We start from the raw sequence: 11,840 nt of genomic DNA, 5'->3' as shown, positions 1-11,840 counted from the left end.
GGACGGAGGAATCGCGTGCAAATCGTTCCGTTGGGTGAAGGGCGTTCAGGCCGCGAAACAGCCGCGTCAATCCCGTGCACACCCGGATGCCCGCGAGATTTCGGCCGGACGACAATGGCGGTGACCGTATTCCGTTCAACGAAATCATCGAGGAGAGCCGGCATGCAGGAACCCCATTCGACCGGAACGTCGCCGGCCGCACGCGCGCCGCGCGCGGGCGAGGACGCCGCCGATGCGACCGATGCGGCTGGCGCACCGGGCACCGGCATGCTGCAGCGCGCGTTCGCGATCCTGCGCGCACTGGCCGGCATGCAGCAGGACGGCGTGCGCGTCACGCATCTCGCGAAGGCCGTCGGCCTCACGCAGGGCACCGCACACCGGATCCTGCAATCGCTGATCGCCGAAGGGATGGTCGAGCAGGACGAGCAGTCGAAGCTGTACCGGCTGAGTGTCGATTTCTTCGCGCTTGCCGCGCAGGCCGGCAACCCGAGCAGCATGCGCACGCTGTGCCGTCCCGCGCTGCTGCGGCTGTGCGCAAGCCTCGGCGAGACGATCTTCCTGCTGGTGAAGAGCGGCTTCGACGCCGTGTGTCTCGACCTGTGCGAAGGGCCGTTCCCGATCCGCTCGTTTACCGGCGACATCGGCGGGCGCATCGCGCTCGGCGTCGGGCAAGGCAGCCTCGCGATCCTCGCGTTCCTGCCCGAAGCCGAGCGCGAGGAAGTGATCCGCTTCAACGTGCCGCGCATCCGCGGTTACGGCGTGCTCGACGAGGTGTACCTGCGCACCGAGATCGAACGCGTGCGGCAGCTCGGCTACGCGGGACGCAACAGCGGCGTGCTCGACGGGATGGCCGGCGTCGCGGTGCCGATCCTCGATCGCACCGGTTATCCGGTCGGCGCATTGAGTGTCGGCACGCTCGCGTCGCGCCTCGGCGACGACCGGATGCCAATGGTCGTCGAGTTGCTGCGGCGCCAGGCCGACGCGATCGGGCCACGCACCAACCCGTTCGACGCCGCGTTGCGGCGGCCGATGCACGGGCTATCAGGGAAAACCGTATAGCGGCGTCGCGCGTCGCCATTTCGTCAGCTTGCTTACGCAAGTCATTCACGTCAGATCAAAACGCACCGCGTCCAGCCGGCCTGCGTGCTTTCGTTTCTCTTGCGGGGTCGCTTGACCCCCGCGCATTTTCCCCTTCATCGCCCTCATTCGATTTTCAACTGATGGCCAGTTGAACATTTCATTTCTTGATGCGGTTACGGCTGGATACCATCCAGCCAAGCTTAGACAAGCCGACCGGCGCGTATGGGCAGGATCAATAAAACACAACATCGATGAGCAGGTTTGGAGAGGAGATGATGGAGATGGTGCGAATGATGGGTGGGAAGACGGGCGCCGCACTGGGCGCCGCGGTCGCAATGCTGTTCGCCGGCGCCGCGCACGCGCAGTCGACGGTGACGCTGTACGGGATCGTCGATGCGGGCGTGACTTATACGAACAACGCGAAGGGCCACTCGCTGTGGCAGTTCACGGGCGGCAACGAGTCGGGCCCGCGCTGGGGCTTGATCGGGTCCGAGGATCTCGGCGGCGGCCTGAAGGCGAACTTCAGGCTCGAAAACGGCTTCAACGTCGCGAACGGCGCGCTCGGGCAGGGCGGCCGGATGTTCGGCCGGTCGGCATGGGTCGGCCTGAGCGGCGCGAACTGGGGCGCGGTGACGCTCGGCCGCCAGTACAACTCGACGCAGGACATCCTCGGTTCGCTGCAGATGAGCAGCTTCCTCGCGCAGTACTCGACACACCCGTTCGACAACGACGACATCAACAACACGTTCCGCACCAACAACGCGGTCAAGTACATCTCGCCGACGATCGCCGGCCTGCAGGCGAACCTGATGTACGGGTTCTCGAACTCGACCGGCTTCGCGAACGACAACACCTGGAGCGCGGGCGTCACGTACGTGAACGGGCCGCTCAACGCGGGCGCTGCCTACACGCGCGTGAACCATCCGGCGAGCAGCGCGACGGGCGCCGTCGCGTCGGACAATTATTTTCCCGCGTCGGCATCGGTGTTCGGCGCCGGCCTGTCGAGCGCGGTGCGCCAGCAGATCTGGGGTGCGGGCGCCAGCTACGCAATCGGGCCGGCGACGCTCGGCCTGCTGTATACGGGCTCGAATTTCGGGCAGGCGACGGGCGGCGCGCTGCGCTTCAACAACTACGAAGGCAGCCTGCGCTACATGATCACGCCCGCACTGATGGCGGCCGGCGGCTACACGTATACGAAGGTCGCGCGCAGCGGCGACAGCGGACACTATCAGCAGGTGTCGGCCGGCGTGCAGTACCTGCTGTCCAAGCGCACTGACTTGTACGTGAACGGCTTCTACCAGAAGGCGTCGTCGTCGGTGGGCAACGCGTGGATCGAGGGCGCCGACGGCCCGTCGTCGACGACGTCGCAAGTGGCGGTGGTGGCCGGTATCCGCACGAAGTTCTGATGTCCTGACGCGTTCGCGCGTCTTCCGGAGGAGACTCACATGAAATTCAAACTGTTGCTGGCGGCGCTGCCGTTCGTCGGGATGTATGCAGGCGGCTCGCTCGCCGACGCACGTCCGCTGCTGTTCGGGCTGCCGTTCCTGCTCGTCTGGAACCTGATCTGGATGGCGGCGACTGCCGTGATCCTCGCGATCCTGTTCCATCTCGACGAGCGCGACGCGGACCGCAACGGCCGCACGGGAGACGCGCGATGAACGCTTCGATCATCATCATCGCGGCGTTCGCCGTATTCGCGCTGGCGATCGGCGTGATGGCGCGCCGCGGCCGCAAGCTCACGCTCGAACAGTGGGCGGTCGGCGGGCGCGGCTTCGGCTCGCTGCTCACGTTCCTGCTGATGGCCGGCGAGGCGTTCTCGACGTTCTCGTTCCTCGGCGCGAGCGGCTGGACCTACAGCAAGGGCGTGCCGGCGTTCTACATCCTGTCGTACGGCTGCCTCGCGTTCGTGATCGGCTACTGGATGCTGCCGGCGATCTGGCGCTACGCGAAGGAGCGCGGCCTCGTGTCGTTCGCCGATTACTTCGCGTCGAAGTACGACAGCCGCGCGATCGGCGTGCTGGTGTCGATCGTCGCGGTGTTCGCGATGGTGTCGCTGCTGATGATCCAGCTGCGCGGGCTCGGCGTGATCGTGTCGGAGATGTCGTACGGGCTGATTCCGCAATCGGCCGCGATCTGGATCGCCGCGACGCTGATGGCCGTGTACATGGTCGTGTCGGGCATTCACGGCTCGGCGAGCATCGCGATCTTCAAGGACGTGCTGATCCTCGCGATCGCGATCTTCCTCGGCCTGTACCTGCCGATGCATTACTACGGCGGCCTCGGCGAGATGTTCGCGAAGATCGATGCCGCGCATCCCGAGCTGCTGCGCATGCCCGAGCACGGCTTCAACCTGAGCTGGTACAACTCGACGATCCTGCTCACGTCGCTCGGCTACTACCTGTATCCGCACGGCTTCACCGCGATCTACGTCGCGAAGGACGAGCGCGCGCTGCGCCGCAACGTGATCCTGATGCCGTTGTACCAGGTGCTGATCGCGTTCCTGTTCCTCGTCGGCTTCGCGGCCGTGATGACGGTGCACGGGCTCGAAGGCGCGCAGACCGATCTCGCGCTGCTGCGCCTCGTGAAGCAGACGTTCCCCGCATGGTTCGTCGGCGTCGTCGGCGGCACGGGCCTGCTGACCGCGCTGGTGCCGGGCTCGCTGATCATGCTGAACGCATCGACGACGATCGCGCGCAACATCTATCGCGAAGGCTTCGCGCCGAATGCGACCGACCGCGAAGTGACGCGCGTTGCGCGGATCGCGCTGCCGATCTTCACGCTGGTGGTCGTCTACTTCGTGCTGCGCGGCGGCGCAACCTTCGTGACGCTCGCGATCTTCTCGTCGAGCCTGCTCACGCAGCTCGTGCCGATGCTCGCATCGAGCTTCCTGAAGCGGCCGTTCGGCACGCGCGAGGGCGCGTTCGCGGGCATCGTCGCCGGTGCGATCGTGATCGCGATGACCAACTACTACGGCGTGACGCTCGCGTCGCTGTTCCCCGGCGCGTCGAGCACGTTCACGTCGATCAACCCCGGGCTCGTCGCGCTCGCCGTGAACGCGGTGGTGTTCATCGCGATCAGCACGGTGCAGCGCAAGCTGAAGGCCCGTGTCGCGGCGCCGGTGCGCTCCGCGTGACAGTTGCTTCGCCGTTTCGCGGTCAGGCCGCCGGGCAGCCGCCCGGCGGCCTGACCGCGAAACGGCGCCCCGCTCAATCGAACGACAACAGGACTACACGTCATGACGACCGAAGACAAGCGCGTAGCGATCGACACGCTGATCGCGAACGGCTGCGTGATCGCGATGGACCCGCAGCGGCGCGTGATCGAGAACGGCGCGGTTGCCGTGGAGGGCGATCGCATCGTCGCCGTCGGCAGCACCGAAGAACTGCAGGCGCGCTACCGTGCGACGCGCACGATCGACGCACGCCGCAAGGCCGTGCTGCCGGGCCTGATCGATGCGCATGCGCACGCGGGCCACGCGATGCTGCGCACGATTGGCGGCGCGGACGGCGATGCATGGTCGGCCGCGGCCGAGACGATCTACACGCGCGCGTCGGACGAGGCATTCTGGGAAACCGAATCGCATCTCGCCGCGCTCGAACGGCTGAAGGCCGGCGTGACGACCGGCGTGTCGCTGCTCGGCGGCGGCAATTCGATCATGCGCGTCGACGATCCGGTCTATGCGCGACGCCATTGCGACGCAGTCGTGCGCACCGGTACGCGCTCGATCGTCGCGGTCGGCCCGTCGCGTCCGCCCGCGCCGCGCGCGTACACGCGCCACACGCCGGACGGCAGCGAGACGCGGGACATCGGTTTCGACACGATGTACGACGTGTGCGAGCGCATCGTCGACGAATGCCACGGCGATGCCGACGGCCGGATCCGGATCGCGCTGACGCTGCCCGTGTACGGTCCCGAGCACGACCCGGAACTTGCGCAGTACGAGCGCGACTTCCGCGACCAGGCCGCGCGCTACGGTGCGCTTGCGCGCGGGCGCGGGCTGACGTTCACGCAGGATGGCCACCGCGCGGGCACGCTCGCGTTCGCGCATCGCGAGCTGGGGCTGCTCGGGCCGACGTCGTTCATGTCGCACAGCATCGACCTGACCGACGACGACATCGCGGCATGCGTGGAGACGGGCACCGCGATCATCCACAACCCGAGCGCGATCATGTCGATCATCGGGCGCTGCCCGGTGCCCGAGCTGATCGACGCGGGCGTGACGGTGGCGATCGCGTCGGACGGCGCGGCGCCCGATCGCGGCTACGACATGTTCCGCCACATGTGGCAGTGCATGCACTATCACCGTCGGCATTTCCGTGATCCGGACGTGCTGCCGCACGGCAAGGTGCTGGAGATGGTGACGATCGATGCGGCGAAGGCGCTGTCGGTCGATCACGAAATCGGTTCGCTCGAAACCGGCAAGCTCGCGGACATCATTCTCGTCGACCTGTTCCGGCCGCACATGATGCCGATGAACATGCCCGTGTATCGCGTGACGTGCTTCGCGAACGCGGCCGACGTGTGCATGACGATGGTCGGCGGCAGGGTGCTGATGGAGGACCGTCGCGTGCTGTCGGTGGATGAAGGCGAGATTCTCGAGCGCGTGAACGAAGTTGCGGAAACGATGATCGAGCGCAGCGGCTTGCGTCATCTGCTCGACGAGCCGAAGACGCTGTGGGGGCGCAGCCACTACTGAGCGGTCACGCCGGCGCGGCTGGCGTATCGCCGGATCCGGCATGCGGCGGCCGCAGCGCAATCGGGCGGCCGTAGGTCGATACGGGGCCGGTCTGGCGGTCGCCAGTTCGGCCGCGCCCGTCATCGAAGGCGATTACTGCCTTACTTCTTTCGCGACCGATAGAGGGTGGGCCAGTCACCCGGCGCAACGCCGCCACACGTTTCTTGCCGGGCTGCCGACGACATCTGAAACGCGTGGCCATCCCAGATCCATTCGGTCCGAAAGCCGCAATCGGCCAGCCCGCGCCCTTTGCCGAAAGTCGACAGGGTGCCGGTAGCCGGATCAAAGTTCGGTTCGAACAGCAACGCGTCCGAAGTGCCCTCCGCAGCATCGTTCAGCTTGACGGGCTCCGGTGCGCCGCCACCCGTGCGCGGGGCGACGAACACGTTCGACGATCCCTGGTACGCGCCTTGAATGCAGGGAAGGAAAACCAGCGCCTTGCGTGCGTCGAGGGCATACGCGGCCTCTTCGAGATGCGTTGACGCATTCTCTTCGCAGCTGCTGGCGTCCCGGACACGTTTCGTGCGCGCGATCAGGTTCTGTTCCTCCTGCCCGGATAGCCGCGAAGTGATCTTCCGTGTCGGTACGAGCGGCAGCGACGGTGCGAGCGGGACTTGGGAGGCGGGTGCAGGGCCTTTGCGGATCAATGCGGTCACACCGCCGATACGTCCCTGCCGGTCATCGATGCGCAAGAGGGCGGCGACCATGCCGTCGAGGGGAACATAGGCGCCTGCATCCGAGCCGACCTGAAGCTTCGTGCCGTTGCGAAGTCGTGACACGAATGCGGCGACGGCCGCAGGCTGCGTGACCGACAAAGTCGCCAGGTTGTTGGCAAGGTCGGTGTTCACGTTCCAGGCCGACGCGTCCAGCCGCAGCGGCGCCCCGTCAACACGCAGCTCATCCGGATCGATACTCGCGTTGGTTTCGATATAGAGACGTGCTTCGAGCGAGCCGTTTGGCCCGGCCGAGCGAATGAAGCGCAAGTCCGCGCGGGCTTCGCCGCCGCTCGCGAAACCCTTCGCCTCGCAGGTCAGTCCGTTGTCGCAGGCGACCAGCCACGATTTGTAGGTGTCGTAGCTCGGTGAGTTGCCTTCCCGAGGCGGTGTTGCGACGGCGACGAGCGGGACAGTTGCAATCGCGATAAAAACCATGAATGCGGCGCGTGCCTTGATGGAACGAGTGCTCATGTCCTGCTGCGGAGTTGAGGATGAAGCGCATCGTAACGCAAGTGGCGTACCGGAGATGAAGCAGGTCGATGCGGCGTCCATTCGAATCGGGTGGCGTTTTTCGAGGGTTATACGACCTTTGAGCCATTTGCCTCACGTTCCATACTTCAGTGGCAGATCAAGCCTGGACAGCGCACAAACGCGATTGCGTTGTGAACGTTCGGCCTGATCCATTCACGACATGAAAAGGAACGGAAGATGAGGCTCAAGAACAAGTCAGCGTTGATTACGGGGGGCACGAGCGGCATCGGCCTCGCAACGGCGAAGCTGTTCATCGCAGAGGGCGCCCGGGTAGCGGTTACCGGCCGCGACGAGGCCGTGTTCGAGCATGTGAAGGCCGAGCTTGGCGAGAACGCGATCGTCCTCAAGGGCGACGTCCGTTCGCTCGAGGACATGCGGGCGATTGCCGCCGAGGTCAACGCGAAATTCGGCGGCCTGGATATCGTGTTCGCCAATGCGGGCTGGGCATTCCCGTCCGCGGTCAACGACATCGACGACGCACTTTATGGCGAGATCATGGACATCAACGTCAAGGGCGTGGTGTTCACGCTGCAGGCGGTGCTGCCGGACTTGCGGGAAGGTTCGTCCGTGATCCTCAATACCTCGTTCGTCGCGCAGACCGGCAAGCATGGCATCTCGTTGACCGCGGCCGCGAAGGCTGCCGTGCGATCGCTCGCGCGCAGCTGGTCCTACGAGTTTCTCGGCCGGAAGATCCGCTTCAACGCGATCGCCCCCGGTGCGATCGACACGCCGCTGCTCTCCCGGTGGGGCATGCCCGACGAATGGGTGCGCGACCGCAAGGCCGAGTTCGCCGAAGCGATTCCGGTGGGCCGCATGGGCAAGGCCGAGGACATCGCCAACGCGGCCCTCTATCTCGCCAGTGACGAATCCTCCTATGTCGTCGGCACCGAACTGGTCGTCGACGGCGGAGCGTCGCAGCTTTAAGCCTGCAGTTCATGCATCCGGAGCCCGGCACGTCGTCGCGGCTCGTCCACATCCCGACTTCACGTCCGCCATGCCTTTCGTCGTGGCGGTGGTTCAATCCGGCCCGGCCTGGTTGCGCTCGCAGAGGGGGCCGAAGTGCAAGGAGAAATCATCTTGACCGACAGTAGCGATAACCACGCATCCGCCACGCCACTCAACCGGGCAGGTCGTTCGCGCCGCGACATGCTCAAGCTTGGAAGCGTCGCCACGCTCGGCGCCATGCTGGGCGGCGGGGCCTTGCTCGGGCACGCGACGCCCGCGCTTGCGCAGGCAGGCAGCGATGCCATGCTTGCCCCGAACGACCCCCTCGATATTCTGATCGTCAATTACGACGGGGGGACGCTGCTCGACTTTGCCGGCCCGAGCGAGATTTTCCACCGGTTGCCGAATACGCACGTTCGTTACGCGAGCCTCAATGGCGGCAACGTGACGCTCGAATTCGGCGTCGTGTATGGCAATACCGAACGGTTGGCCGATATCGAGAAGACCGACGTGATTCTCGTTCCCGGCGGATCCGATCTGAGCGTGCCGATGCAACCGGCGTACCAGGCGCAGATCCGGCGCCTGGCACAAAGCGCGAAACACGTGACGTCGGTGTGCAACGGATCGCTCGTGCTCGCCGCGACGGGCGTGCTCAAGGGCAAGCGCAGCGCCTGTCACTGGGCGTTCGTCAACAAGCTGTCCGAATATGGCGCCATTCCCGTTCCGGATCGCTTCGTCGAAGACGACAACGGCCGCTTCATGAGCGGCGGCGGCGTGACGGCGGGCATCGACTTCGCGCTTCGCGTGGCAGCGAAACTGCGCGGCCAACAGGCCGCCGAGTTCACGCAACTCGTGATCGAATACGATCCCGCTCCGCCGTTCCATTCCGGTCATCCGAGGGACGCGCGGCCGGAAGTGATCGCGATGGTCGACAAGGAACTGCCCGGCGCATCCAGGGGGCTCGCACGAATCCCCGGCGTGCGCTGAACGTCTTCAGCCCACGTGTGCGAGGCCATCCGCCGGCCTCGATGAAGGCCGCAGGCGACGCTGCCTGCGCCGCCTGCCCGCTCGGGCACCCGCTTCAATTCAAGCCACAACCGGAAATCACTCGATGCAACAGATCCGTCTTTGTACTGCCGCGCTTGCGGCCTGCGTGTCCTTTTTCGCCTTCACGGCGCCGGCTGTTGCCGGCGGTTCGCAACGTCCGCCCGAAGCGGCCATCAAGGCCGAAAACGCGCGATGGGCCGATGCCTTTGCGCGCGGGGATTATGAGGCGCTCGGCCGACTCTATACCGACGACGGCGCGCTCTTGCCGCTCGGCGGCGACAAGGTCACGGGGCGCCGTGCGATCACCGAGTATTTCGCCAACGGGTATGCCGGATCGAAACCCGGCACCGTATCGTTCAGCAATTACGAGTTTTACGGTAATGACCGGGAAGTGACGGAGGTATCGGATGCGGAGGTGCGCGATCACGATGGAAAGCGCCTGATCCGCGCGAAGCAGATTCTCGTCTTTCTGAAACAGGACGGCGCGTGGAAACTGCATCGCGACATGTGGAACGATTACGCGCCCGTCAAGACCGGCGGCCAATGAGCGTCCGGCGGCACGGCGCGTCACTGGCCCACGCGCCAATAGTCCGTTAGCGGGACGTCGATCACGCAGCACGCCGATCGTCGAGGGCGATCAGCGTGCTGGGTTCGATCTGCTCTCGCGCCGAATCGCCTGCGGCGGGTGCCCATGCAGTTTGATGAAGGCTCGCCGCATCCGCTCCGGATCGGTGAACCCCACCGCCAGCGCAATCTGTTCGATCGGTTCGCTGCCACCCTGCAGCCGCAGCCTCGCGGCTTCGACGCGCAAGCGTTCGACCGCCTTCGCAGGCGTTTCGCCGGTTTCCCGGCGAAACGCGCGTCCGAACTGTCGCACGCTCAATCGTGCGGCATCCGCGAGTCGTTCGACCGGCAACGCTTCCGCCAGATGTTCCCTCGCAAAATTCAGCGCGATGCGGATGCGATCCGATTCCGGTTCCATCTGCGACATCGCGGAGAATTGCGACTGCCCGCCGGGTCGACGATACGGCACGACCAGAAGCCGGGAGACGGCGCGCGCAATTTCCGCCCCCAGGTCTTTTTCGATGATGCCGAGCGCCAGGTCGATTCCGGAGGCGATGCCTGCCGATGTCCAGACGTGGCCATCCACGACATAGATACTGTCGCCGTCGACTTTGATGCGAGGGAAGCGCGACTGCATCAGCGCAGCGTATCGCCAGTGCGTCGCTGCTCTCAGTCCGTCCAGCGAGCCGGTTTCCGCGAGCAGGAACGCTCCCGTACACACGCTGGCGACCCGTGAGGCCCTGGCGGCCAGTTTTCGGGCAGCGGCGACGTTTTCCGGTGTCTGCATCGGCTCGATATCACCGCCCACGAAAACGACCGTGTCGAACGTGCGCCTTCCCATTGGCTTCGTGTCGATCGAAAGGCCGGTATTGCCGGGAATCGGGCCGCCGGATTGCGAGATGACATGAAGGTCATAGGGCGTATGACCGGCAGCCGTGGTTACCTGATTAAAGGCCGACAGTGGCCCGCCAAGGTCAAGCGCATCGTAGCCACGGCAAACGAAGAATCCAATTCGATGCATGACAGGGCAGATACCGGAAACTCGGGAAGGCGTATTTTAGCGAGAACCCTCAAATCGTGTCATTCAGCCTGAAACGAGGGAAATACGTCGTTGACATCGCAATCGGTTCCCGCGCAGCCGGCAAGTTGCGACGCGCAGTAAACGCGAAACGCCCCGTCGTTTGCCGGCGGGGCGCGGTTGTCATGCAGCGGCGAAGGTCAGCGACGGTAGATGTATTCGAGGTCGGTCGATTCCCCGACTTGCCTGAAACCAGCCTTTTCGTAGGACGCGATGGCCTTCGCGTTGCCCGACTGGCAAACGAAAGATGAGCATGATTTACCCAATCCTCAAGGCGGGTTTTTTCCTAATGCGTCCATCAAGGCGATGACGGGATAGATGAAACCCGCGGCCAACACCGTGATCATTGAATGCCACCACGGAGAAAGTTTTTCGAGGCGAGCAACGCCGACGACGCTCAAGAGCGCAGAGACGGCGCCAGCACACGCGAGAAGCCAGAATGGAAATTCTTTTGGAACCGTGAACGCTGAAAAGAAGAACGTCAAGGCAACTGGCGCGGACACCATCAGAAGCAGGAGATCGGCCACCAGGAAGAAAATTTTCCACCGTTTCAGTCGCGACATGATTGTCCTGGTGCTGTACTCGGTTTCCGGCGGGTGCCCACGCTGAAATTCAGTCGCTATGGGCAGTCTGCGTATGCTGACAGTGATGGTTCGCCAAAACAATATCGCATCGATTGGAGGCGCCAGTGCCGCGCTCGTGGGCGAACGCGGACAAATGTATGGTGCGCACCGGAAACCCGCGATGCACCTTTTTTTTCGCCTATGCGACGCCGTCTGGCGCCAGCCGCAGGACCGTCGCGGATGCAACCCTGAACGCCGGGCTCCGTGCATCGTTGGCGATGATGTGGGGCGTCACTTCGTGAGCGGCCAGCGCGTCAGCCGATGCGCTGCGCTCGATCAGCACAACCTGTCTTCATCGCCGACGACGGGATGACGGTCGTATTGAAGACAACCGGGTTCGGCCCGAACGACGGACGCCAGGTGCTCATACGCGGCGATCTGTTCGTGACGCTTTCCGGGCACGATCCGGCGCGAGATGATGAGCAGCACCTCGTTTTTGTTGTTCCGGTTTTGACGATCGACTTCGTTCATGGCGACTCCTGGCTGATGTGATTCCGACAAGAAGCGGGGTGCCGTAAACG

Annotated in this window: 12 protein-coding genes; 8 read left to right on the top strand and 4 right to left on the bottom strand. The window is 64.7% G+C overall.

Annotated features, from left to right (window positions below):
- The first annotated feature begins 162 nt into the window (after positions 1–162).
- The 5 genes from BLA15945_RS15410 (at position 163) to BLA15945_RS15390 (ending at position 5,776) form a co-directional block, all read left to right on the top strand.
- Positions 163–1,059, top strand: a complete 897-nt coding sequence (locus tag BLA15945_RS15410; RefSeq protein WP_059237521.1) for an IclR family transcriptional regulator — start codon at positions 163–165, stop codon at positions 1,057–1,059.
- A gap of 302 nt (positions 1,060–1,361) precedes the next feature.
- Complete coding sequence (locus tag BLA15945_RS15405) at positions 1,362–2,486, top strand: porin (protein ID WP_155627294.1); 1,125 nt, start codon at positions 1,362–1,364, stop codon at positions 2,484–2,486.
- A 39-nt stretch (positions 2,487–2,525) separates the two neighbouring features.
- On the top strand, positions 2,526–2,738 hold the full coding sequence (locus BLA15945_RS15400) for a DUF3311 domain-containing protein (RefSeq protein ID WP_174992818.1): 213 nt from the start codon (positions 2,526–2,528) through the stop codon (positions 2,736–2,738).
- Positions 2,735–4,213, top strand: a complete 1,479-nt coding sequence (locus tag BLA15945_RS15395) for a sodium:solute symporter family protein (protein WP_174992817.1) — start codon at positions 2,735–2,737, stop codon at positions 4,211–4,213. The genes BLA15945_RS15400 and BLA15945_RS15395 overlap by 4 nt, the downstream gene beginning before the upstream one ends.
- A gap of 102 nt (positions 4,214–4,315) precedes the next feature.
- On the top strand, positions 4,316–5,776 hold the full coding sequence (locus BLA15945_RS15390; protein WP_174992816.1) for an amidohydrolase family protein: 1,461 nt from the start codon (positions 4,316–4,318) through the stop codon (positions 5,774–5,776).
- A gap of 140 nt (positions 5,777–5,916) precedes the next feature.
- On the opposite strand, the gene BLA15945_RS15385 is transcribed toward BLA15945_RS15390, so the two are convergent.
- Complete coding sequence (locus tag BLA15945_RS15385) at positions 5,917–7,002, bottom strand: DUF1176 domain-containing protein (protein ID WP_174992815.1); 1,086 nt, start codon at positions 7,000–7,002, stop codon at positions 5,917–5,919.
- A gap of 237 nt (positions 7,003–7,239) precedes the next feature.
- On the opposite strand from BLA15945_RS15385, the gene BLA15945_RS15380 reads away from it, so the two are divergent.
- The 3 genes from BLA15945_RS15380 to BLA15945_RS15370 all read left to right on the top strand — a co-directional run bounded on the left by BLA15945_RS15380 (position 7,240) and on the right by BLA15945_RS15370 (position 9,601).
- On the top strand, positions 7,240–7,986 hold the full coding sequence (locus BLA15945_RS15380) for an SDR family oxidoreductase (RefSeq protein ID WP_174992814.1): 747 nt from the start codon (positions 7,240–7,242) through the stop codon (positions 7,984–7,986).
- Between the two features lie 153 nt (positions 7,987–8,139).
- Entirely contained in the window at positions 8,140–8,994 is an 855-nt protein-coding gene (locus BLA15945_RS15375) for a DJ-1/PfpI family protein (RefSeq protein WP_059237515.1), read from the top strand.
- Between the two features lie 124 nt (positions 8,995–9,118).
- Positions 9,119–9,601, top strand: coding sequence for a YybH family protein (locus BLA15945_RS15370; protein WP_174992813.1), 483 nt, complete (start codon positions 9,119–9,121; stop codon positions 9,599–9,601).
- 90 nt (positions 9,602–9,691) lie between these two features.
- On the opposite strand, the gene BLA15945_RS15365 is transcribed toward BLA15945_RS15370, so the two are convergent.
- The 3 genes from BLA15945_RS15365 to BLA15945_RS15355 all read right to left on the bottom strand — a co-directional run bounded on the left by BLA15945_RS15365 (position 9,692) and on the right by BLA15945_RS15355 (position 11,790).
- Positions 9,692–10,639 (bottom strand): GlxA family transcriptional regulator, encoded by a 948-nt coding sequence (locus BLA15945_RS15365; RefSeq protein ID WP_174992812.1) that lies wholly within the window; start codon positions 10,637–10,639, stop codon positions 9,692–9,694.
- Positions 10,640–10,965: 326 nt separating this feature from the next.
- The gene (locus BLA15945_RS15360; protein WP_174992811.1) at positions 10,966–11,259 is read right to left on the bottom strand and encodes a hypothetical protein; all 294 of its coding nucleotides are present in this window, start codon (positions 11,257–11,259) and stop codon (positions 10,966–10,968) included.
- Between the two features lie 336 nt (positions 11,260–11,595).
- Positions 11,596–11,790: an antibiotic biosynthesis monooxygenase gene (locus tag BLA15945_RS15355; RefSeq protein ID WP_217468154.1), complete on the bottom strand. Its 195-nt coding sequence runs from the start codon at positions 11,788–11,790 to the stop codon at positions 11,596–11,598.
- Positions 11,791–11,840 lie beyond the last annotated feature (50 nt).

The sequence above is a fragment of the Burkholderia arboris genome (genome assembly GCF_902499125.1).
Classification (GTDB): Bacteria; Pseudomonadota; Gammaproteobacteria; order Burkholderiales; family Burkholderiaceae; genus Burkholderia; species Burkholderia arboris.
Note: the sequence above shows the minus strand (reverse complement) of the source record. Positions and strands in the feature narration are given on the sequence as shown.

What these genes read in the sequence shown, in the direction of transcription:
- BLA15945_RS15355 (WP_217468154.1), bottom strand. Translation starts at nt 11,790, where the DNA reads ATGAACGAAGTCGATCGTCAAAACCGGAACAACAAAAACGAGGTGCTG.
- BLA15945_RS15410 (WP_059237521.1), top strand. Translation starts at nt 163, where the DNA reads ATGCAGGAACCCCATTCGACCGGAACGTCGCCGGCCGCACGCGCGCCG.
- BLA15945_RS15400 (WP_174992818.1), top strand. Translation starts at nt 2,526, where the DNA reads ATGAAATTCAAACTGTTGCTGGCGGCGCTGCCGTTCGTCGGGATGTAT.
- BLA15945_RS15380 (WP_174992814.1), top strand. Translation starts at nt 7,240, where the DNA reads ATGAGGCTCAAGAACAAGTCAGCGTTGATTACGGGGGGCACGAGCGGC.
- BLA15945_RS15360 (WP_174992811.1), bottom strand. Translation starts at nt 11,259, where the DNA reads ATGTCGCGACTGAAACGGTGGAAAATTTTCTTCCTGGTGGCCGATCTC.
- BLA15945_RS15370 (WP_174992813.1), top strand. Translation starts at nt 9,119, where the DNA reads ATGCAACAGATCCGTCTTTGTACTGCCGCGCTTGCGGCCTGCGTGTCC.
- BLA15945_RS15395 (WP_174992817.1), top strand. Translation starts at nt 2,735, where the DNA reads ATGAACGCTTCGATCATCATCATCGCGGCGTTCGCCGTATTCGCGCTG.
- BLA15945_RS15405 (WP_155627294.1), top strand. Translation starts at nt 1,362, where the DNA reads ATGGTGCGAATGATGGGTGGGAAGACGGGCGCCGCACTGGGCGCCGCG.
- BLA15945_RS15365 (WP_174992812.1), bottom strand. Translation starts at nt 10,639, where the DNA reads ATGCATCGAATTGGATTCTTCGTTTGCCGTGGCTACGATGCGCTTGAC.
- BLA15945_RS15390 (WP_174992816.1), top strand. Translation starts at nt 4,316, where the DNA reads ATGACGACCGAAGACAAGCGCGTAGCGATCGACACGCTGATCGCGAAC.
- BLA15945_RS15385 (WP_174992815.1), bottom strand. Translation starts at nt 7,002, where the DNA reads ATGAGCACTCGTTCCATCAAGGCACGCGCCGCATTCATGGTTTTTATC.